Below are 20,509 nucleotides of genomic sequence, written 5' to 3'. Positions count from 1 at the left end.
AAAAGCCACTCACAATTTAGTGAGTGGCTTTTTTATGATTCATGGCAACATATTTATAAAATTGCTTTTTCATTTCCGTAAACAATTCGTCAAGCTGGATAAAACAATGGTACTGCGTCGGTTTCAGCAGGATGAACTCGAGCCGTTCCGTCCAGTTCATCGGCTTTGCTCCAAAATCCTTCCGGGTGATGATCTCCCAGTTGAGACTTTTGACAGGCTCCCCCATCGTCCAGTGAAGGCTTGCGATCAAGCAGCACACCCCGTTGAGCATGTCATCCTGGCTGCACCTTGATTTTCTCGTTTTAAAGACGGGCAGAAGCTTTTCTTTTGTGCGTTCCCATTCTGCAAACAGAAGCGGGACCCATTCTTCCGCATGCTCCCAAGGCTTGTCCTCTCCTGCGTCTTGAAAAAAATCATAGCAGAGCGGATTTTCAGAAAGTACCGCAAGCCTTTCGCCGGATTCCGGCCTTTTCTTCCGCAGCGTTTTTTCGTATTCGTCCAACAGTGAAACGCTTGTCACAGCAGCTTCACCAGCCCTTTTTTATATCGTTTTTGCCCTTCCCTGCACAGAGAAAACAACGGGCATTCTTCGCATTTCGGTCTTTGCGCCTTACAGTGATAGCGGCCGAAAAAAATCAAGCGGTGATGAGTGACGGACCACTCTGATTCAGGCACTTTTTTCATCAGCGTCTTTTCGACTTCCGTGACCGAATCCTTCCATCTGCAAATGCCGAGCCTTTTTGAGACCCTTTCCACGTGGGTGTCGACGGCAATGGCTGGAACACCGAATGCAACGGAAACGACGACATTAGCGGTCTTTCTTCCGACACCCGGAAGTTTCACCAGCTCATCGCGGTCTCTCGGCACTTCACCTCCGTAGTCTTCCAGCAGCATTTTGCACAGCTTTTGAATATTTTTAGCTTTGTTGCGGTATAAGCCGATCGATTTGATGTCCTGCTGCAGCTCTTCAAGCGGAACTGCAAGATAATCTTCAGGTTTTTTGTATTTTTGGAAAAGCGTTTTCGTCACTTTATTGACAAGCGCGTCTGTGCACTGGGCCGATAAAGCGACAGCGATGACAAGTTCAAACGGATTGTCATGGACTAATTCGCACTCTGCATCCGGAAACATTTCACCGATTGTGTCTAAACAAAACTCGATCTGTTTTTTTGTTAGCATGTCTTCACCTTTCACTTTATTGTTCAAGCCAATTGTAAAAAGGAACCTGTCTTGTATACTCCTTTTGCTCATTTTGCCGCGGAGCGGTCTTCCGCCTGAATCTTTGGCTGTAGTTTACGGCTTGTTCGACTGTTGAAACGCCGTTTTTCTTCCACTCAAACAGAATCCGGTCAATGTAGCGGAAATTTAATTTTCCTGATATGACGGCTTCTTTGAGAGCTTGTTTGATCAGCTGTGCATCGTGATGATCCTGGTCAAGCCAGATGCTGAGCGTCTCGCATTCCAGCGGAGAAAGCGGTCGTGCAAACTCTTCTTCAAAGATTGTATAAAGGCTCTTCTGTTCGCCTTCATTCTGTTCGGCGAGTTTTTTCTGCTCGGCCATTTCTAAAAGCTCAAACAGCTTGCCCCAGAGAGGTTCGAGCGAATATTTTTCAAATTTAATGCCGTTCTGGTCTTCGCATTCTTCTATATAGATGAAGCCTTTTTGAATGAACATTCTCAGCATATTCATGCATTCTTCGGTTTCAATCGACATCGTCTTGCTTAATTCCTCCGGCGTCGGAAAAAAAGAACCTCTTTCAACATGCATTTTAATGTTTAAGAGCAGCATGAATTCTGTCTCGTTTAAGCCAAGCTCCCGATAGTTCATAAAGAGCAGATTCGGAATGGTGACAGCTCCCATATCCTGCATCTTAATAAAGTGCTGTTTTTTCATTCGATACACCTCTTACCTTCCAGTATATCATGGATGACTGTGAAAAAGTCTCCTGCAATCAGGAGACTTTTTTCTTAAGGATATAAGCGATTTAACAGTCTTGGGAACGGAATCGTTTCGCGGACGTGCGGAGAGCCGCAGATCCAGGCAACCGTCCGTTCAAGTCCGAGTCCGAACCCTGAATGCGGAACTGAGCCGTATTTTCTCAGCTCTGCATACCATTGATAAGCGTCCGATTCTAAACCGTGCTCTTTCAGGCGCGCTTCGAGAAGCTCGAGATCATGAATCCGTTCAGATCCGCCGATAATCTCGCCGTAGCCTTCAGGCGCAATCAGGTCAGCGCACAATACGACATCTTCCCTGTCAGGTGCAGGCTGCATATAAAACGGCTTTAATGATGTCGGATAGTGTGTAATAAATACCGGCTTGTCATAGCTTTCAGCAATCGCCGTTTCGTGAGGAGCGCCGAAGTCATCGCCCCATTCAATATCGTCAAAGCCTTTCTCTTTTAAGAACTGAATTGCTTCATCATACGTGATTCTTGGGAAAGGCGCTTTGATAAGCTCCAGCTTGGAAGTGTCTCTGCCGAGCGTATTCAGTTCTATTTTGCAGTTTTCAAGCACGCTTTGGACGATAAAAGAGACATAGTTCTCTTGAACTTCAAGGTTTTCATTGAATTCGACAAAAGCCATTTCCGGCTCGATCATCCAGAATTCGATCAGATGGCGCTTCGTTTTTGATTTCTCAGCTCTGAAAGTCGGTCCGAATGAAAAGACTTTTCCTAAAGCCATTGCAGCAGCTTCCATGTAAAGCTGGCCGCTTTGCGAAAGGTAGGCATCTTCGTCAAAATACTTTGTCGCAAAAAGCTCTGTCGTTCCTTCGGGTGCGCTTCCCGTCAAAATCGGAGGATCGACTTTAACAAAGCCTTCCTTATTGAAAAATTCGTATGTAGCGCGAATAATCTCGTTGCGGATTTTCATCGTTGCATGCTGCCGTTTTGAACGGAGCCACAAATGTCTGTGATCCATCAAAAATTCTGTTCCGTGTTCTTTAGGTGTAATCGGATAATCTGTCGCTTCATGGATGACTTCAAGCGACGTCACAGCAAGCTCGTAGCCGAGAGGCGAACGCTCGTCTTCTTTGACGACGCCTTTTACATATAATGATGTTTCCTGTGTTACAGACTTAGCGGTTTGAAATGTTTCTTCGTCCACTTCCGCTTTGACGACGACTCCTTGGATAAAGCCTGTCCCGTCTCTAAGCTGCAAAAACGCAATTTTGCCGCTTGAACGTTTGTTGGCGATCCAAGCGCCGATTGTTACTTCTTCACCAACATGCTTGTACACTTGGTTTATTGTTGTTTTCACTATCGTTTCCCTCCAAAACACGAAAGAATTCGGTCAAGCCCTCATTCTTCCTGACGTCCATAACGTATATTATACCTTTTTTAAATCGATCAGGTCAATGCAGGTTGTGTGCATGAAAAAAGCGTCCGCCTGCGGACGCTTTTTAATTTCTAGCGGCTGCGATTCACGACAAAGCGGCGGATGCGTTCAACCGCTTCTTCCAAAAGTGACAGGGATGTCGCATACGACAGACGGATGTTGTCCGGTGCGCCGAACCCTGAACCAGGAACGATCGCAACCTTTTCTTCTTCCAAAAGCGCTTCGGCGAATTCATCAACGCTTGAAAAGCCGCACGATTCTGCCGCTTTTTTTGCATTCGGGAACAAGTAGAAGGCTCCTTCAGGCTTCAGGCATGTTAATCCCGGAATGTCAACAAGCAGTTCATACACCTTGTTCAGCCGTTCTTCAAAAGCTTTTCTCATCTCCTCAACAGGCTCGTTTGGCCCATTGTAAGCGGCAATGGCTCCATATTGAGCGACAGATGTCGGATTTGACGTGCTGTGGCTGGCTAGGTTCGTCATCGCTTTAATGATCGGTTCGCTGCCTGCTGCATAACCGATTCTCCAGCCGGTCATGCTGTGTGACTTGGAAACCCCGTTGATGATCACGGTTTGGTTTTTAAGTTCTGGAGAAAGCTGTGCAATGGATACATGTTTTTTTCCGCCGTAAATCAGCTTTTCATATATTTCATCAGATACGATTAAAACGTTGCGTCGAAGGCATACTTCACCGAGAGCTTTGAGCTCTTCTTCCGTATACATCATCCCTGTCGGATTGCTTGGGGAATTGATGATCACAGCCTTCGTTTTTTCTGTGACGGCTTTTTCGAGCTGCTCCGGAGAAATCTTGAAGCTGTTTTCCTCAAGGCCTTCCACAAACACAGGTTTGCCGCCTGCAAGCTTGACTTGTTCAGGATAGCTGACCCAGTACGGAGTCGGAATAATCACTTCGTCCCCTTCGTCGAGGAGCACTTGAAATAGGGTGTAAAGAGCATGCTTTGCACCTGTGCACACAATAACTTCCGATTGGCTGTATTCAATTCCCTGATCGCGCTTGAATTTATCGCGGATGCTGTCTTTCAGCGCCGCAAGACCGCCGGAAGGCGTGTATTTGGTATGTCCTTCGTTCATCGAACGGACAGCCGCTTCAATGATGTGCTCAGGCGTATTAAAATCCGGCTCACCTGCCCCAAGACCGATGACGTCGTGCCCTGCCGCTTTTAATTCTTTTGCTTTTGCAGTGATTGCCAATGTTGCAGATGGTGTTAACGCTGATACTCTTTTAGCTAGATTCAACTCGATTTCCCCCTGTTTCGTCTAAGGCGTAATATTTTTGTGAATTTTTCCGTTTATAAAGTCCACATAGCTTAAACTGTACTGCCCATCTTTATTTAAGTATGTAACTTCCCACAATAGAACATTGCCTTCCCTTGCAAGGTGCACCTCTTTAAGCTCAGACATCAGGCCCTCATCCTGAACAGCTTTTGCAGCCTGGCGGCCGGTAATGCCGGCTGATGCTTTTTTGTAAAGCGTTTTCTGCTTTTTGTCAGCAGGCACCCAAACATACATTTTGTCGCCTTTTTTGTCTGCCCCTGTAACAATGTACTGCTTTTCTTTACCGACAAACGTCTCCACGCTGTCAACTTGTTTTAAGCCGGCTTCCTGCCTGGCTGTTTCGGCAGCCTGCTCGTGGCCGTTTTCTTTCTGATCCATTGCCGTACGGTAGACATTCGCTCCCGCAAGAAGTGCTGTTAAAAAGATAATACCAAATATCAGTATGAAAATTAATGTTTTTTTGCCCATTTTCTGCTCCTAAGTACGATAAATCGTAAAAATGGCCTGTTTTTGGTCTTCTTCATCGAGAGCGAGGCCGAACATGAGATCATCGCGTTTGAGCGTACGGTTCAAAAGATCAACGATTTTATACAGGTCTTCTGAGTGCTCGACGCTTACAGTAGATAGAATTTCGATTTTGTTTTCCATTTTTCAAATACCTCCGAACGAAACAATAATTGTAATTCATACTCTTTGTAGCAAAAGCCATACTAGTTGTTACAACGGGATATCCGTTTAAATAAACAGCCTAAAAAATAAAACCTTAATCCACACCATTTAAGAGCCGCTTTATGCGGCTTTTAGCCGTTTTTCCCGGCTATGTAGGCTTCAAGCTCAAGGAAAGTAGGCTCCATGACTTTTGCAGGGGGCAGAGCCTTCATAAACACCGTGCCGTAGGAAGAGGTTCGGATGCGGCGGTCAAGAATAACGACCGTTCCGCTGTCTTTCTCTGAGCGGAGCAGCCTGCCGATTCCCTGCCTGAAGGCCAGGACAGCTTCCGGCAGAGATACCGCTTGAAACGGACTTTCTCCCCTTCTCTTTGCCCGGTCGCACTTTGCTGATTCAACCGGATGGTCAGGCGGTCTGAACGGAAGCCTTGCGATGATCAGCGTCGTCAGCTCATCACCCGGAAAGTCAACGCCCTCCCAAAAATGGTTCGTTCCGAGAAGAACCGCATGAGGATACGATTTAAACAACTTCATGACCTTAACGGGACTTCCGCCGGAAATCCCCTGTGCAAGGAGCTGACAAGGAAAGTCTTCCTCATTTTTCAATGTATGGTAGACGTCTCGCAGCATATCATGAGACGTAAACAGGACGAGCACTTTGGCATCTTTCTGTTTTGCAAGCGCCTTGACGTAACGCGAGACATCCTGAATATAGTCTCCCGGATCGTTTTGAATCGGGCTGACATCCGTCGGAATCATGATATTCATATGTTTATCATAAGAAAAAGGCGACTCGATTTGCAAGGTCCTCGGATAGAAATCGCTTAAACCAAGCTTTTTGATCATATAGTCAAAAGAGTTCTCGACGACAAGCGTCCCCGATGTGAGGACAACGCTTTTTTTCTCGGTGAAAAACCGGTCGGCCAGAATTTCGCTTGTATCAAGCGGCTGAGCGTAAATAGCAGCGGCGTTTTTTGCGCCCTTCGCGTCAATTTCAATCCAGACGACCTCATCTTCAACAGGGTCAAACATCAAGCGGCCGAGCGTCTTTCGATATTCTTCAAGGTCGTTCATGCACGAATCGTATTCCTCTAACAAAAACGCCTGACGGCTTGTGAAAGAAGCCTGTTTTTCAGCGAGGCTTTTCTTTTGATCCATAAACAGCCGATGCATGTCATACAGCATGGAACACAGTCTTCGTGCGCCTTCTTCAAGCCTGCTCCATGCTCTGCCTTCACCGGTTTCGCCGATCTTATATAAGAGACGGTTTAGATCGTTTCTTGGTTTCCTCCTCTTGACAAAAGAATGAACAGCCGTAAAGAATAGATCGCTTTCTTCAAGAAGCTGAGCGAGCCATTCGTCCATTTGGAAAAAGGATTCTGATGAAATGCCTGCCGACCGGTAGAGCCGTTCGGCTTTTTTCAAAATACCCCTCTGCTTGAGGGTGCCGAGCCTCATCAATCTTTTGTGGAGAAAGACATAGTCTGCTCTAGCTCCATACTGCTCGCCCGCCGCGCGCTCAAAATGATGGGCTTCATCAATAATGAACATATCGGCATCTCCGGTATGGATTCGCTGATTGGTTTCGTCAGTCAACAGAAGCGCATGATTGGTAATGATCATATCAGCCTTCTGGGCCCTCGCTTTGGCTCTTTCATAAAAACACAATTTCCTCATGTTGCTGCTTTCTGCATATGAATGCGAATCATATGCCAGTCTGTCCCATAAAAGCTTTCCGCCTGACGGGAGATTAATTTCGGATAAATCGCCCGTTTCCGTGTCTGTCAGCCAGACGAGAATCTGCGCTTTTGCTAGGACGCTATCATAATTGTCATCATCTTCCTGTAAAATATGCTTGAACTTGCGAATGGATAAGTAATGGGAGCGGCCCTTTAAAACCGCGGCTTTTACCGGAAATGGAAAAATCTTTTCCAAAAGCGGGATATCGCGGTTTATCATTTGCTGCTGAAGCAATGTCGTATATGTGCTGATCACGACCGGTTTGCCTGTTTGCTTGGCGTGAATTGCAGCCGGCACGAGATATCCGAGCGATTTTCCGATTCCAGTAGCGGCTTCTATTAACGCATGCTCATGATTTTGAAAAGCGGTCCAGACCTCCCGCATCATTTTTGTCTGACCTTCTCTCTTGTCAAACCGGTCGTCCAATGAAGAAAGCCCGCCGTCTCTTTCCCAAATGAGCGGCTCTGTCTGCGGAACCCGGCTCTTATGGCCGGCCTCTTCATCCTCGACTTCAGGAGTCCTGATCACAAAAGAACCGACCTTCGTAAAGCCGGCCTCAAGTTCAGCATCGGCGCCTTTTTCAGCAATCAAGCCGTCAAAAAGCTCCTGCGCGTCGCTGATCAAATGCCAGGATAGACGTCTGATAGATTTCAAAACGGGAATCGGCAGCCTTTTCAGTCTGTCCATCATATGTAAAAAGATCAAAGCGGTCACTTCCGCATCGCTGTCAGCCCTGTGCGGGTTTTCATGGCGAATCTGAAGCTCTTCGCTCAGCTCTGTCAATTTATAGCCGTCAAAACCCGGAAAGACGATTCTCGAAAGCTCCACCGTATCGAGAACGCTGCATTCAATCTCACCAAAGCCGGCCAGCTGCAGCTCATGCTTGACAAAAGCAAGATCAAAATGAATGTTATGAGCGATAAAACAGCTGTCATGAAGCAGCTCAAAAATATCTTCGGCAATCGCCGAAAATGGTTCTTCATTTTCAACCATTTCATTCGAAATGCCCGTCAGCTGCTCAATAAAAGCGGGAATCGGCTGATTGGGATTCACATATTTGGAGAAACGTTCGGTTATCTGTCCATTTTCAATCACAACCGCTGCAATTTGAATGATTCTGTCGCCTTTTTTCGGCGAATTCCCTGTCGTTTCCACATCAATGACCACATATCGTTGATTGTTCATTCAATGGACACCTCAATTTCGATACCTTCGACAAAAGTGTAACACGTTTTAAAAAGGCGCGGGGGAAAAGCTTCAAAACCGGCTTCTTCTCTTTCGCTCTTTCCAAACGATATGAAAGCCCCCTAAAGGCAAGGGGGCTACAGAATGGTACGGGCTGGCTCCTGACCCAGCATTTCCTCGATTTCGTTTCTCTCGTTCAAAACGGCAACCTTCGGCTTATGGGTCTTTGCTTCCTCTTCAGACATCATCGCATAAGACACGATGATGACGACATCTCCAACCTGGACAAGGCGGGCGGCAGCTCCGTTTAAACAAACGACGCCGCTGCCCCTTTCACCGGGAATAATGTACGTTTCCAGCCGGGCCCCGTTATTATTATTCACAATTTGCACTTTTTCATTTGCCATCATTCCGACAGCATCCAGCAAATCTTCATCAATTGTCACGCTGCCGACGTAGTTCAAATTGGCTTCCGTCACTCTCGCTCTGTGAAGTTTTGCGCTCATTAACGTACGGTACATCACAAATCCTCCTTTTGATCTGCCGGGATATCGACGATGATATTGTCAATTAAGCGGGCTTTGGAAAACTGAACGGCAACCGCTATGATGACTTTTCCAGTCAATGGATCCCTGATCTCCAGATCGGGATATGAATAAATATCGGCATAATCAATAACACCACTCGTTTTTTCCAGAATGCTCCGAATCTCCCGCTTAACTGCCTCCGGGTCTCTCTCTCCATTGCGGATCAGCTCGGCGCCGCGCTGAAGAGCTCGGTAAAGAGCGGTTGCTTCCTGCCGTTCTTCAGCTCGCAGATTGACATTTCTTGAGCTTTTGGCAAGCCCGTCTTCTTCCCGTTTTGTTTCGACAGGGATCAGCTCGATATCCATGAAAAAGTCGTTGATCAGCCCGTCGACGACGGCAACCTGCTGGGCATCCTTCATGCCGAAATAAACCCTTGTCGGAGACGTGAGATTGAACAGCTTTGTGAGCACTGTTGCGACACCGTCGAAATGCCCTTCTCTTGAACGGCCGCAAAGGACATCCGTCCGCTTTTTCACGCTTGCGGTAACCGTCGGCTCCTGGCCGTACATTTCTTCAGGCTCAGGAGTGAACAAGACGTCCACTCCTGAGCCGGCCGCAAGCTGACGGTCTCTTTCAATATCTCTCGGATACGCTTCATAGTCTTCTCCCGGACCGAACTGCATAGGATTGACAAAAATGCTCATCACGACAATATCGTTGTCTTTTCGCGCTTTTTCTACTAGCGACATATGACCTTCATGAAGGAAGCCCATTGTCGGCACAAAACCGATGGTTTTGCCTTCCTTGCGGTAATTTTTCGTTAAGTTTTGTATATCTTTTGCTGTATAGATCTGAATCATGCCTATTTCCCTCCGTATAATCCTTCAAGAACTTGCTGATCGATACGGAACGAATGAGCATCTTCAGGAAACACGCGGCTTCTGACATCCTCAACATATCCCCGAAGCGCTTGTTCAAGCGGCTGGTCGATTTGTGCATACTGCTTGACAAATTTAGGCGTCCGGCTTACTCCGTGTCCGACAACATCGTGGTAAACGAGAACCTGTCCGTCCGTGCCAGCACCTGCTCCAATGCCGATGACAGGAATTGTGAGCTCCTTTGAAATCCGTTCAGCGAGCGCTGCCGGGACGCATTCCAGAACGAGCGCCATCGCGCCTGCTTCTTCACAGCGCCTGCTGTCTTCAATCAGCTTGCCGGCGCTTTCTTCATCTTTCCCTTGAACTTTATAGCCTCCCAAAACACCGACGGATTGAGGAGTCAAGCCTAAATGGCTGACAACAGGTATTCCGCCGCGTGTTAAAGCCGTGATCGTCTCAAACACACCGTCGCCGCCTTCAAGCTTCAAAGCATCTGCCCCGCTTTCTTGAACGATCGCCGCGGCATTTTTCAGAGCGCTTTCCAAAGAGCAGTGATATGACATAAAAGGCATATCCGTCACAACAAACGTATCTTTTGCCCCGCGTTTGACAGCTTTTGTATGGTGGATCATATCAGCAACCGTAACAGATACGGTCGAGTCAAGGCCGAGTACAACCATGCCGAGTGAATCGCCGACAAGGATCATATCGACGCCGGCCTGTTCGGCAAGCTTTGCCGCCGGATAATCGTAGGCAGTCAGCATGACGATCGGCTCTCCCTCTTGTTTCATTTTTAGAAAGTCAGTTTTTGTCTTCATGTTTTCTCCTCCTCTTTTTCAGAGGAGATGAGCTGCCGTGCTTGCATCTGCATCTTTTCGGACAGCAAAAAAACCTTCCGGCAAGGAGAAGGATTTCGTATCGTCCGTGTTCGGCAAGAATCATCCCTCTGTCCCAGTCCTTTTTGGATCAAGGCAGACTGTTTTTTTATAAGTTGCATGCTTTCCAGGTGCAGTTCCCAGAGGATACTGCCCATCCGAAGTATACCAAAAACGCATGGATCGTTCCAACTATGACGGATTAATATCGATATCAGCGGAGTATATTTTTTTGATGCCGTCACTCGTTTCCAGGATCAATACGCCTTCTTCGTCGATTCCGAGCGCTTTGCCGTGAAACGTTCCGTTCAGCGTCCGGGCCGTCAATTCGCGGTTCAGGGTCAAAGCATAGCTTTCCCACAAAAGCTTGATCGGTTCAAAACCGTAGGCGAGATAGTCTTCATACCTTTTTTCAAACGTCGACATTATTGTTTGGACCAAAGCCGCTCTGTCGATTTTTTCACCGCTTGCGAGACGAAGGCTTGTCGCTGTTTCTTGTAATTCCTCCGGAAAGTCGGCTGCAAGCTGATTGACGTTGATCCCCGTTCCGACAATAACGGAATGGACCTGATCAGCTTCCGCCTGCAGTTCCGTTAAGATCCCGACCACTTTTTTGCCGTTGATCAAAATATCGTTCGGCCATTTAATTTCGGCTGCGATGCCGGTTTGCTCTTCGATTGCCTGAACGATCGCTACAGCGGCTAAAAGCGTCAGCTGCGGCGTTTTTTGCACGGGAATTTCAGGCCTTAAAATGATGCTCATCCAAATGCCGTTTCCTTCCGGGGAATGCCATGCTCTCGCCATTCTTCCTCTTCCTTCAGTCTGCTTGTCGGCAACGATGATCGTTCCTTCGGGCGCACCGTTGTTTGCAAGTTCGTGGGCGATTTTTTGAGTTGATGAAACGACATCCTGAAAATGGATCGTCTGTCCCATTTTTTTCGTTTTTAACCCGAGCCTGATTTCATCTTCAGTGATCTTGTCGGGTTTTTTTATCATTTTATAGCCGAGCTTTCGGACCGCTTCAAGTTCATATCCCGATTTTCTCAGATCTTCGATATGCTTCCAAACGGCGGTTCTTGAGCATCCGAGCTCTTCGCTGATTTTCTGGCCAGAAATGAATTCGCCGTCTGCCTCGGTAAACAATTGAATGAGTTTCTTTCTTAAATTTGACTGCATGAATCCAGCCACTCCTCTATGGCTTTTTTTTGATTGGCAAGCTCCCCGTTTAACACGGCCCGCTCAATCCGTTTCAAATCATCGGACACCCATTTTCCGGCCGGCTTCTTTCTGAAATTCAGCAGATCGCTTCCAGATACCGCCAGGTCTTTCAGGCTTTTAATCGGAAGCGCCTGGTACGACTGTCTGATTTCAGCCAGCTGCTCTTCATCGATTGCCTGCTTGTCCCTCAAGCTGCGAATGGCAGATGCGGCCAGCAGCGTCTCTTCCCCCGCCTCATACATCGAGACGGCATCCCATTTTTGATCGATCCGTTCAGCCGTATGGAGCGCCTGTCTGATGACTTTCCCCGGAAGCTTCCACCCTTTTAAAAACCGGTGCGCTTCAGCGGGATTGATCGATATCATGTGAATGAAAGCCGCCCATATATCGGCACTTTTTTGAAGTTGATAAAAAGGAAAAGCTCGGGCAGCCAGAACGCGCTCCTTTTTGCCGTCCAGCCCCGGAAGCTCCTTGTAAAGCCCTGTTTCAGCCGCTGCTTCCAGAGCCCGGCCTGCTGCTTTTCCTTTTAAAAGTTTTTCGAATTCAACCGTTTTCCGCTCTGTAGAAATATGGGCCAGGAGCGGACGGTTTTCGCAAATCGCTTTTTTTGTATTTGGAGAAAGCTCAAACTCGAGCTGACTCATAAAACGGAGCGCCCGCAGCATGCGAAGCGCATCTTCGTGAAAACGCTCCGCCGGGTCGCCGACCGTTTGAATCAATCTTTCCCGTATGTCGCGGAGCCCGCCGAAATAGTCGATCAGTCTGCCTTCTTCATCCATCGCCATCGCATTAATCGTCAGATCCCGCCTCTTCAGGTCTTCCTTCAGCGATTTGATAAACTGAACGCCGCTCGGCCTTCTGTAATCCTCATATTCAAGCTCTGCGCGAAAGGTCGTCACCTCGTAGGATTCTCCCTCAAAGAGGACGATGATGGTTCCGTGTTCCTTTCCGACATCAACGGTTTTCGGAAAAATGGCTTCGATTTCTTCCGGGGATGCATCTGTAGCGATATCAATATCGCCGACATCTCTGTTCATTTGGGCATCCCTGACGGCTCCGCCTACAAAGTAGGCCTGCCAGCCGTGTTTTTTCAGCTCACGAAGGAGAGGAAGAGCCTTCAAAAAGAGATCCTCCATTGTCACACTCCCAGTCTGTTAATTGTTGATAAATTTCTTCATATTGCGCGATGATTTTGTTGGAAGAAAAGCGTTCCTTGATGCTTTGCAGCGCCGCTTCCGCAAACTGGCGCTGCAGGCTTTCATCAGTCAGTAAATGAAGCGCCTTACTAGCTGCACCTTCAATATCTCCGACATCGACCAAGTAACCGGATACTCCGTTTTTGATCACCTCGGGAATCCCCCCGATATTTGTGCCGATGCACGGAACGCCGCAGGCCATCGCTTCAAGCAGCACTAAACCGAAGCTTTCCTTCTCGGACAAAAGCAGCTTTAAATCGCTGATGGCGTAAAGCTCTTCTACGCTGTCTTGTTTGCCAAGGAAAAGAACGTCGTCTTTTAATCCGAGCTGTCTGACAAGCTGGCAGATCACGGTCATTTCCGGCCCGTCGCCGACGAGAATCAGCTTCGATTTCATTTGTTTGACAATGCGGCTGAATACATGGATGACATCCTGTACGCGCTTCACCTGTCTGAAATTGGATACGTGGATGATCACTTTTTCATCAGGTGCAATGCCGTACTGCTCTTTCAGCGAATGATGCTCCTGTTTTTTTAAATACACGCGCTCATCCACAAAATTATAGATCGTTTCAATTTTTTTGTTCGGTTTGATCAAATCATACGTTTGCGCGGCAAGAGCCGAAGAAACCGCGGTAACGCGGTCAGACGATTCGATCGCAAACTTGATCAGGTCTTTTAAAGACGGATCATAGCCGAGCACGGTTATATCTGTGCCGTGCAGCGTTGTGACCGTTTTAATGTTTCCGTTCAGCATTTGCTTCGCTAAAAAAGCGGAAATCGCGTGAGGCACCGCGTAGTGGGCATGCAGAACATCAAGCTGTTCCCGCTTTGCCACCTCCGCCATTTTGCTGGCCAAAGCCAAATCATACGGCGGGTACTTAAAAACGGCATATTGATTGACTTCGACTTCGTGAAAATAGATGTTGGAATACACTTTATTGAGCCTGTACGGAACACTTGATGTAATAAAATGAATTTCATGTCCTTTTTCCGCAAGCAGCTTGCCGAGCTCGGTGGCGATAATTCCTGATCCGCCGACACTCGGATAACATGTGATTCCGATTTTTAACTGTTTCATCATCCGCCCCCAAATAAATCGTTGTTTAACAGAAGAGTCCGCTTTGAAAAAAACCCTTCCGCGTATGCGACGCCGACCTCTTTTCCCAAAAGCTTTTCCCTGGCTTCGACCGTTTCAATATATCCGTTTGTCAGCGGTGTTTCAACCGACTGCCGGGAACGGGTGAACTGGCTCTGATAAGCAGCAAGGCCATCCTTTTTTTGATTGATCGTTTCAGAAATGTCGATGACAAACTCAGGTTTGTGAAAACCGTTGATCATATAGTAGTACACGTTTTGGACTTTATGGGCCGGCTGTTTTTCTGCATCTTCGTATTTATGTATACCAGCGGAAAAGACCGCTTCTTCGACGATTTCCGCTGCGTGCCCGTGATCGGGATGCCGGTCCTTTGGATAAGGGACAAAGACAAGCTTCGGTTTATGTTTCCGAATGACGGCAACAACGTCCCTGATCGCCGCCTGGCTGGGAAACAGCCCCCTGTCCGGCAGCGTGAGGGAAATCCGCGGACTGGCGCCGAGAATTTCGGCCGCCAGCGCCGCTTCGCTTTTTCTCGTTTCGACTGTTCCGTTTGAAGACAGTTCAGCCTGGGTTAAATCGCAGATTCCAATTTGAAAGCCTTTTTTAGTATATTTGGCAATGGTTCCTCCCATGCCGATTTCTACATCATCGCTGTGTGCACCGAAAGCAAGTATATCAAGCATCGCGATCCCTGCCGTGGACAATGTTTCTGAACTCAAACGCGCCTTCCTCGACAGAACGGATCAAGATTTCCGCAGTTCCCATGTTGGTGGCGAGCGGAATGGCATAAACGTCAGACAAGCGGATAAGCGCTGACACGTCAGGTTCGTGCGGCTGGGCCGTCAGCGGGTCTCTCAGAAAAATCACAAGATCGATGTCATTTTTCGCGATCAAAGCGCCGATCTGCTGGTCACCGCCAAGCGGCCCCGATTGAAAGCGCACGACGGGCAGCCCTGTCGCTTCAGTGATTTTTAAACCGGTCGTTCCTGTCGCAAACAGCTCATGCTTTTTTAAAATGTCTTTATAAGCGGTCGTCAGCTGAATCATATCCTGTTTTTTTCGGTCATGGGCAATTAAGGCGATTTTCAAAGCGATTTCCCCCTTCTTGTTACTCTATGATATTTTCAAGGCCGTAGACAAGCTGATCGATTTTCATCACTTGTTCAACAGCCAGTTTCACACCAGACATAAAAGATGCGCGATTGTATGAATCGTGACGGATTTTCAGGGTTTGGCCGTCTCCGCCGAACATCACTTCCTGATGGGCAATCAATCCCGGCAGACGAACGCTGTGGAGACGGATTCCGTTTTGATCGGCGCCTCTTGCTCCCGGCAGAATTTCCTTTTCATCCGGGTGCCCCTGCGTTTTCGCTTCGCGAACAGCCGAAATCATTTCCGCCGTTTTCAAGGCCGTTCCGCTTGGCGCGTCAAGTTTTTGATCATGGTGCTGTTCAATGATTTCAACATCGGTAAAATAGTTGGCAGCCATTTGCGAAAACTTCATCATCAGCACGGCTCCGAGCGCGAAGTTTGGCGCGATGATAGCTCCGATTCCCTTCTCATCGGTCAGTTCCATAAGCTCGTTCAAGTCGCTCTCAGAAAATCCTGTCGTTCCCACAACAGGACGGACGCCGTGCTCCAACGCGATTTTTGTATGTAGCTTGCCGATTTCCGGCGTTGTCAAATCAATCAGAACATCCGGAGACGTTTCTGAAAAGCATTCCGTGATGTCGGTGTAAATGACAGCATCTGAACTTGACGTCATCACATCTGACAGCTTTTCACGGTTATATGTACGGTCGATTGCACCGACAAGTTCAAAATGTGCGGTATCTTCAACAAGTTTGACCGCTTCGCTTCCCATTCTTCCGCGCGGTCCTGCTATTGCGATTTTAATGGTATCCTTTTGCATCTTGATTCTCCTCTACTTTCCTTCTTCTTTTCTTGTCCAGCGATCTTTATCACGGGTGTTGAACTTCTCCATGACCATATCATGCGCTTCATCCAATGATATATGAAGCGAATTCGCAAGACAAACTAAAACGAACAATACGTCGCCGATTTCTTCTTCGATCTTTTTTTCCGATTCGGTTTTTTTCTTTGGTTTTTCTCCGTAATGATGGTTGATTTCCCTCGCCAGTTCGCCAAGCTCTTCCGTCAGTCTGGCCATCATGGCAAGCGGACTGAAATAGCCTTCTTTAAACTGGCCGATATATTCGTCGACTTCACGCTGTATATCTTTCATCGTTTTTTCTTTCGTCATGCTGGCAAAACCTCCTGTCATCTCTTACATGTTAGCGAATTCAAATAAGTTTGACAAATGTTTAAGACGAGTTTGCTGTTTTAAAACGGATACACTATAATATTAACGCCAGCTTATGGAAGGAAAGGAGTTTTTTTATGTTCGGAGACATCAGAATGAAGAACGTCCTGTTTATTTTAGCAGGCGCCGCTGTTTTTTCCTTTGGACTCGTTCATTTTAATATGCAGAACAACTTGTCGGAAGGCGGTTTTACCGGCATTACCCTGCTGCTTTATTTCCTGTTTAATATCGATCCTTCCATATCCAATCTGGTGCTGAACATCCCGGTCTTCTTCATCGGCTGGAAACTCCTCGGCAGAACGGTCTTCTCATACACCATTCTCGGCACAGTCAGCCTGTCGGTGTTTTTATGGATTTTTCAGCGCTTCCAGATTCATATGCCGCTTCAAAACGATCTTGCGCTCGCGGCACTTTTTGCAGGCGTGTTTATCGGCACCGGATTGGGCATTATTTTCAGATACGGCGGAACAACGGGCGGCGTTGATATTATCGTGCGGCTGATCAACAAATATTTTCAAGTGCCGATGGGCAAAGCCATGTTTGTGTTTGACGCCTGCGTCATTACATTATCCCTTATTTTTTACCTTTCCTATAAGGAAGCAATGTACACGCTTGTTGCCGTATTTGTCGCCTCAAAGGTCATCGACTTTATGCAGGAAGGCGGTTATGCCGCAAAAGGCGCCACCATCATCTCTGAAAAGAACGACCAGATTCAGCGCAAAATCATTGAAGAAATGGAAAGAGGCGTCACAGTTTTAAAAGGTCAAGGGTCTTATACGAAGACGGAGCGGGACATTTTATACTGCGTCGTTCCGAAAAATGAGGTTTTCCAGCTGAAAAATGTGATTACTTCGGTCGACCCGCACGCTTTTGTAGCCGTAAGCGACGTACACGACGTGCTGGGAGAGGGTTTTACGCTTGATGAGAACAAAAATCCCATCACCCGCTGATTGAAGGTCAGCAAAAAAGAAGCTCGCGATCAGCGGAGCTTCTTATTTCGGCCAATCTTTTTCTCTTTTTCTGCGCCTGTCCTCTTCGGCTTTATACTTTCTGAAACCGACGTATGTCAGCGTCGAGAGGATAATGCTTCCCGTCGTCAGGATGACCCATAGCAGGGAAGGGTCTGCATCATCTTCTTCTACTTGATCAAACACATCTTCCAAATCTTTTTCCAAAAGCGTCAGCCTTTCCAGCTTGCTGCTTTCCGTCATTTGCTGGAAGCCTCCGTTTTCCACGACTGCAATATGGTTGGAGACGCTTTTTAACTGCTTTGGCGAAACATCGATCGTTAAGCTTGGATAAATCGTATCATACAAGGATAAAAAATGATTCCACTTTTCCCTGAATGTCAAGTTGTCTTCTTTCTGAATCCCGGCTTTCAAAGCGCTGAAAGAATCCATGATCGGCTTTTTCAAACTGCTCCACAGCGGATCATGATCTGATTCAATGGCGTCCATCAGCATTCTAAACTGGGCGGCGGCTTTAAATTTCTCCTGGTGTGCGACCTCTTCGCTTTCCAGACTTTTCAGCGTATCATGATAGGCCAGACTGACCTGGCGGATTTCCGAGCCTGTCATCATATCCTCTGTCCCGTCTTTCTCCGCAGCTTTCAGCCTTTTTTCAAAGTATTGAAGAATTTGTACCGCTTCCTCATATTGAGACTGCCTTGTTAGCTGGAATACCGTATCCGACAGTTCCGTCAATTCCTGCAAAGCCGATGATTCTTTCGCTTTTAAACCGGCCGCAGGAAAAACAAGCGCAAGCATCATGCAAAGGATCACCTTTCGTATCATTACGGTCCCTCCCACTCCTTCTATTAAAGCGTATGAAGAGAGGGACAAGGTTAGACCTAGATTGTGAATCCGTGTTAAAGCTTAAAAGCTTTCCGGGACAAAACCAAGTAATAGGCCAAAGCGATCGAAGCGATACTGAGCCAAAATGTAAAATAGCCGATCTGCGGCATATATTGATCGAGCATTGAATAATTCGGCATCATGCCAAACAAATAATCAATGACATCGTTGTGCAGCGTCCACACAGCCGCAAGCGCCAAATGCCACCCTTTAAACCGGTAATGAGGGGCGTACAGCACGCCTTGCACAGCCATTGCGAAATGCGACGCGATCAGCATATAGCCCGTCCAATGGAGGCTTCCGGACACCGCAAGCACAAGAATATTCATCACAACCGCCCACAGCCCGTATTTGACGAGCGTAACAAGCGCAAGCGCCTCAAAGAGAGGAGCATTCCTCCCCAATAAAAGTCCGATGAGAACAAATAAAAAAAACAATGTCGCCGTCGGGCTGTCGGGAACGAAAATCAGAAATTTCGCAGGCGTATTCGTCAGCTGCGGAAGGTACCAGTAATACCCGTAAACCGTACCGAAGAAATTAATGATCAAAAGCAGCAGAAGCAGCGGCTTTTGAGCGAGCATGTAGGAAATCAGTTTCAAAGCAATCAACTCACAGTCTCTTTAAATAAAAAAAGCCACCGCCGAGTCAGCTTCACAGACTGACCGCAGAAACGTGCGCCAAGAAGCAGCGGCCTTTCCGGCTTCCGTACGGTTCACGATCAGCAGCGGTCAAAATTGAAAAGGCCATCGACATCGTCGACAGCCCGAGAGGCTGACTTGGCGTCAGCTTCAGCTCTATCAAGAGTATAGCCTGCCTTCATCAACTTGACAACCGTTTTATTTCGCCGTTGTTTCGGAGATGAATTTAGACAGTTCTTTAAGCTCTTTATCAGATCCTTTAAAAACGCCAGCAGGCATTTCGCCTTTTCCTTCCTTGGCGATTTTCGCAATCTCTTCCGGAGACAAGCCGTTGTCAACGAGAGACGGGCCTGCCGCTCCTCCCTGCATGTTGTCTCCATGGCACGAAATACAGCCTTGCTCCTGATAAATCTTATACCCTGCTGCACTCGTATCTATATTGGCCTCTTCCTTGATCTTACCCTGCTCTTCAGCAGCGGCCCAGTCGTGGGTGACAACGGACTGCCATGTTAAGAAAATCGTCGCTGAAATTGCCAAAAGCATTAACCCTACGGCAACCGGGCGTTTAAACGGCCTTCTTTCAGGGCCTCTGTCAAGAAACGGTGCCAATAATAGCGCTCCGAATGCAATTGTCGGGATAATAATTGCGCCGACCACCGTATACGGCCCGGCAGCATATTCGTATTTCAGCAATTGGTAAAGAAATAGAAAATACCAGTCTGGCAAAGGTATGTAGCCGGTATCGGTCGGATCTGCCATCCGCTCGAGCGGAGGCTCATGCACGATGGTCAGCACGAGAAAACCGACAAGGAAAACCGCCCCGACCATCCATTCTTTCAACAGGAAATTCGGCCAAAACGCTTCCGTTTTCCCTGGAAATTCGGAATAATCTTTTGGAATATTCGGTTTTCTTTCCGCCGGGATCCGTGAATCACCGACAAACTTCATCCCTTTTCCCCTCTTCATGCCATCCCCTCCTTCTCAATTGAGTCGCTCGCTTACAGCGGCCCAGAAATTCCTTGCTTGCGAATCATGATAAAGTGTGCAGCCATCAGTCCGAACAGAGCGGCTGGCAGGAAAAAGACGTGTATGGCAAAAAAGCGCGTCAACGTCTGAGCGCCGACAATATCCGGATGACCGGCAAGCAGCGTTTTAATTTCCGAGCCGATCAGCGGCGTCGCCTCAGCAATCTGCAAACCTACTTTTGTCGCAAACAGAGCTTTCATATCCCAAGGCAAAAGGTAGCCTGTAAAACCTAAACCGAGCATGACAAAGAAGATCAAAACGCCGACAATCCAGTTCAGCTCTCTCGGCTTCTTATAGGCCCCCTGGAAGAAAACCCTGAGCGTATGAAGAAACATCATCACAATGACCAAGCTTGCACCCCAGTGGTGCATTCCCCTTACAATCTGTCCGAACGCCACTTCATTCTGCAAATAATAAACAGATTCCCAGGCGTTTTTAATATCCGGAACGTAATACATCGTCAAAAACATGCCGGACAGCACCTGAATCACCGTAACGAAAAACGTCAATCCCCCGAAGCAGTACACGAAAGCTGAAAAATGGTGAGCCGGGTTCACGTGTTCAGGAACTTCATGGTCGGCGATGTCCCGCCAGAGCGGCGTAATGTCAAGTCTTTCGTCCACCCAGTCATAAATTTTGTTTAGCATGA

24 protein-coding genes are annotated in these 20,509 nt (G+C 47.5%); 1 reads left to right on the top strand and 23 read right to left on the bottom strand.

What is annotated here, in order from left to right:
• Positions 1-16: 16 nt before the first annotated feature.
• The 18 genes from KI350_RS19505 to KI350_RS19420 all read right to left on the bottom strand — a co-directional run bounded on the left by KI350_RS19505 (position 17) and on the right by KI350_RS19420 (position 16,283).
• Complete coding sequence (locus KI350_RS19505) at positions 17-520, bottom strand: YpoC family protein (protein WP_003182901.1); 504 nt, start codon at positions 518-520, stop codon at positions 17-19.
• Complete coding sequence (gene nth, locus KI350_RS19500) at positions 517-1,179, bottom strand: endonuclease III (RefSeq protein WP_212930575.1); 663 nt, start codon at positions 1,177-1,179, stop codon at positions 517-519. The genes KI350_RS19505 and nth overlap by 4 nt, the downstream gene beginning before the upstream one ends.
• 16 nt (positions 1,180-1,195) lie before the next feature.
• On the bottom strand, positions 1,196-1,894 hold the full coding sequence (locus KI350_RS19495; RefSeq protein WP_003182905.1) for a DnaD domain-containing protein: 699 nt from the start codon (positions 1,892-1,894) through the stop codon (positions 1,196-1,198).
• 74 nt (positions 1,895-1,968) lie between these two features.
• Positions 1,969-3,261, bottom strand: coding sequence for an asparagine--tRNA ligase (asnS, locus tag KI350_RS19490; protein WP_003182907.1), 1,293 nt, complete (start codon positions 3,259-3,261; stop codon positions 1,969-1,971).
• A 149-nt stretch (positions 3,262-3,410) separates the two neighbouring features.
• A complete protein-coding gene (locus KI350_RS19485; RefSeq protein ID WP_003182909.1) occupies positions 3,411-4,595 on the bottom strand; it encodes a pyridoxal phosphate-dependent aminotransferase in 1,185 nt (394 codons plus the stop codon).
• Positions 4,596-4,616: 21 nt separating this feature from the next.
• On the bottom strand, positions 4,617-5,102 hold the full coding sequence (gene tseB, locus KI350_RS19480; protein ID WP_003182911.1) for a cell wall elongation/penicillin-binding protein regulator TseB: 486 nt from the start codon (positions 5,100-5,102) through the stop codon (positions 4,617-4,619).
• A 9-nt stretch (positions 5,103-5,111) separates the two neighbouring features.
• Complete coding sequence (locus tag KI350_RS19475) at positions 5,112-5,282, bottom strand: YpmA family protein (protein WP_003182913.1); 171 nt, start codon at positions 5,280-5,282, stop codon at positions 5,112-5,114.
• 152 nt (positions 5,283-5,434) lie between these two features.
• Positions 5,435-8,227 (bottom strand): ATP-dependent DNA helicase DinG, encoded by a 2,793-nt coding sequence (dinG, locus tag KI350_RS19470; RefSeq protein WP_044789892.1) that lies wholly within the window; start codon positions 8,225-8,227, stop codon positions 5,435-5,437.
• Between the two features lie 137 nt (positions 8,228-8,364).
• Positions 8,365-8,748, bottom strand: a complete 384-nt coding sequence (gene panD, locus KI350_RS19465; RefSeq protein ID WP_003182918.1) for an aspartate 1-decarboxylase — start codon at positions 8,746-8,748, stop codon at positions 8,365-8,367.
• Positions 8,748-9,614 carry a pantoate--beta-alanine ligase gene (panC, locus tag KI350_RS19460; protein WP_003182920.1) on the bottom strand — a complete coding sequence of 289 codons (867 nt, stop codon included), beginning with the start codon at positions 9,612-9,614 and terminating at the stop codon, positions 8,748-8,750. Before panC ends, panD begins: the two co-directional genes overlap by 1 nt.
• A 2-nt stretch (positions 9,615-9,616) precedes the next feature.
• Positions 9,617-10,450 carry a 3-methyl-2-oxobutanoate hydroxymethyltransferase gene (gene panB, locus KI350_RS19455; RefSeq protein ID WP_003182922.1) on the bottom strand — a complete coding sequence of 278 codons (834 nt, stop codon included), beginning with the start codon at positions 10,448-10,450 and terminating at the stop codon, positions 9,617-9,619.
• 249 nt (positions 10,451-10,699) lie between these two features.
• Positions 10,700-11,683: a bifunctional biotin--[acetyl-CoA-carboxylase] synthetase/biotin operon repressor gene (locus KI350_RS19450; RefSeq protein WP_009328004.1), complete on the bottom strand. Its 984-nt coding sequence runs from the start codon at positions 11,681-11,683 to the stop codon at positions 10,700-10,702.
• A complete protein-coding gene (locus KI350_RS19445; RefSeq protein ID WP_009328003.1) occupies positions 11,668-12,861 on the bottom strand; it encodes a CCA tRNA nucleotidyltransferase in 1,194 nt (397 codons plus the stop codon). The genes KI350_RS19450 and KI350_RS19445 overlap by 16 nt, the downstream gene beginning before the upstream one ends.
• Positions 12,821-14,002, bottom strand: coding sequence for an N-acetyl-alpha-D-glucosaminyl L-malate synthase BshA (gene bshA, locus KI350_RS19440; protein WP_009328002.1), 1,182 nt, complete (start codon positions 14,000-14,002; stop codon positions 12,821-12,823). Before bshA ends, KI350_RS19445 begins: the two co-directional genes overlap by 41 nt.
• Entirely contained in the window at positions 14,002-14,703 is a 702-nt protein-coding gene (bshB1, locus tag KI350_RS19435; RefSeq protein ID WP_003182933.1) for a bacillithiol biosynthesis deacetylase BshB1, read from the bottom strand. Before bshB1 ends, bshA begins: the two co-directional genes overlap by 1 nt.
• Entirely contained in the window at positions 14,696-15,109 is a 414-nt protein-coding gene (gene mgsA, locus KI350_RS19430; RefSeq protein ID WP_003182935.1) for a methylglyoxal synthase, read from the bottom strand. The genes bshB1 and mgsA overlap by 8 nt, the downstream gene beginning before the upstream one ends.
• Before the next feature lie 19 nt (positions 15,110-15,128).
• The gene (gene dapB, locus KI350_RS19425; RefSeq protein WP_003182939.1) at positions 15,129-15,932 is read right to left on the bottom strand and encodes a 4-hydroxy-tetrahydrodipicolinate reductase; all 804 of its coding nucleotides are present in this window, start codon (positions 15,930-15,932) and stop codon (positions 15,129-15,131) included.
• A gap of 12 nt (positions 15,933-15,944) precedes the next feature.
• Positions 15,945-16,283, bottom strand: a complete 339-nt coding sequence (locus KI350_RS19420; protein WP_003182941.1) for a nucleotide pyrophosphohydrolase — start codon at positions 16,281-16,283, stop codon at positions 15,945-15,947.
• 137 nt (positions 16,284-16,420) lie between these two features.
• On the opposite strand from KI350_RS19420, the gene KI350_RS19415 reads away from it, so the two are divergent.
• Entirely contained in the window at positions 16,421-17,293 is an 873-nt protein-coding gene (locus KI350_RS19415; RefSeq protein WP_003182943.1) for a YitT family protein, read from the top strand.
• A gap of 42 nt (positions 17,294-17,335) precedes the next feature.
• Here KI350_RS19415 and ypjB read toward each other — a convergent pair whose 3' ends face one another.
• From ypjB to qcrB, 5 genes are all read right to left on the bottom strand, one after another.
• On the bottom strand, positions 17,336-18,136 hold the full coding sequence (gene ypjB / locus KI350_RS19410; protein ID WP_003182945.1) for a sporulation protein YpjB: 801 nt from the start codon (positions 18,134-18,136) through the stop codon (positions 17,336-17,338).
• Positions 18,137-18,210: 74 nt separating this feature from the next.
• The gene (lhaT, locus tag KI350_RS19405; protein WP_026579388.1) at positions 18,211-18,795 is read right to left on the bottom strand and encodes a lipoprotein heptaprenylglyceryl N-acetyltransferase LhaT; all 585 of its coding nucleotides are present in this window, start codon (positions 18,793-18,795) and stop codon (positions 18,211-18,213) included.
• Between the two features lie 52 nt (positions 18,796-18,847).
• Complete coding sequence (locus KI350_RS19400; protein ID WP_164468298.1) at positions 18,848-18,997, bottom strand: hypothetical protein; 150 nt, start codon at positions 18,995-18,997, stop codon at positions 18,848-18,850.
• Between the two features lie 35 nt (positions 18,998-19,032).
• Positions 19,033-19,800, bottom strand: coding sequence for a menaquinol-cytochrome c reductase cytochrome b/c subunit (locus KI350_RS19395; protein ID WP_020451942.1), 768 nt, complete (start codon positions 19,798-19,800; stop codon positions 19,033-19,035).
• Positions 19,801-19,832: 32 nt separating this feature from the next.
• Positions 19,833-20,507: a menaquinol-cytochrome c reductase cytochrome b subunit gene (qcrB, locus tag KI350_RS19390; protein ID WP_003182952.1), complete on the bottom strand. Its 675-nt coding sequence runs from the start codon at positions 20,505-20,507 to the stop codon at positions 19,833-19,835.
• Positions 20,508-20,509 lie beyond the last annotated feature (2 nt).

Source organism: Bacillus sp. J41TS8 (genome assembly GCF_018333035.1).
Classification (GTDB): Bacteria; Bacillota; Bacilli; order Bacillales; family Bacillaceae; genus Bacillus; species Bacillus paralicheniformis.
Note: the sequence above shows the minus strand (reverse complement) of the source record. Positions and strands in the feature narration are given on the sequence as shown.

Coding starts and splice junctions, on each gene's coding strand:
- nth (WP_212930575.1), bottom strand. CDS start 1,179: ATGCTAACAAAAAAACAGATCGAGTTTTGTTTAGACACAATCGGTGAA.
- KI350_RS19495 (WP_003182905.1), bottom strand. CDS start 1,894: ATGAAAAAACAGCACTTTATTAAGATGCAGGATATGGGAGCTGTCACC.
- tseB (WP_003182911.1), bottom strand. CDS start 5,102: ATGGGCAAAAAAACATTAATTTTCATACTGATATTTGGTATTATCTTT.
- KI350_RS19475 (WP_003182913.1), bottom strand. CDS start 5,282: ATGGAAAACAAAATCGAAATTCTATCTACTGTAAGCGTCGAGCACTCA.
- dinG (WP_044789892.1), bottom strand. CDS start 8,227: ATGAACAATCAACGATATGTGGTCATTGATGTGGAAACGACAGGGAAT.
- panD (WP_003182918.1), bottom strand. CDS start 8,748: ATGTACCGTACGTTAATGAGCGCAAAACTTCACAGAGCGAGAGTGACG.
- panC (WP_003182920.1), bottom strand. CDS start 9,614: ATGATTCAGATCTATACAGCAAAAGATATACAAAACTTAACGAAAAAT.
- panB (WP_003182922.1), bottom strand. CDS start 10,450: ATGAAGACAAAAACTGACTTTCTAAAAATGAAACAAGAGGGAGAGCCG.
- KI350_RS19450 (WP_009328004.1), bottom strand. CDS start 11,683: ATGCAGTCAAATTTAAGAAAGAAACTCATTCAATTGTTTACCGAGGCA.
- KI350_RS19445 (WP_009328003.1), bottom strand. CDS start 12,861: ATGGAGGATCTCTTTTTGAAGGCTCTTCCTCTCCTTCGTGAGCTGAAA.
- bshA (WP_009328002.1), bottom strand. CDS start 14,002: ATGAAACAGTTAAAAATCGGAATCACATGTTATCCGAGTGTCGGCGGA.
- bshB1 (WP_003182933.1), bottom strand. CDS start 14,703: ATGCTTGATATACTTGCTTTCGGTGCACACAGCGATGATGTAGAAATC.
- dapB (WP_003182939.1), bottom strand. CDS start 15,932: ATGCAAAAGGATACCATTAAAATCGCAATAGCAGGACCGCGCGGAAGA.
- KI350_RS19420 (WP_003182941.1), bottom strand. CDS start 16,283: ATGACGAAAGAAAAAACGATGAAAGATATACAGCGTGAAGTCGACGAA.
- KI350_RS19415 (WP_003182943.1), top strand. CDS start 16,421: ATGTTCGGAGACATCAGAATGAAGAACGTCCTGTTTATTTTAGCAGGC.
- ypjB (WP_003182945.1), bottom strand. CDS start 18,136: ATGATACGAAAGGTGATCCTTTGCATGATGCTTGCGCTTGTTTTTCCT.
- KI350_RS19395 (WP_020451942.1), bottom strand. CDS start 19,800: ATGAAGAGGGGAAAAGGGATGAAGTTTGTCGGTGATTCACGGATCCCG.
- qcrB (WP_003182952.1), bottom strand. CDS start 20,507: ATGCTAAACAAAATTTATGACTGGGTGGACGAAAGACTTGACATTACG.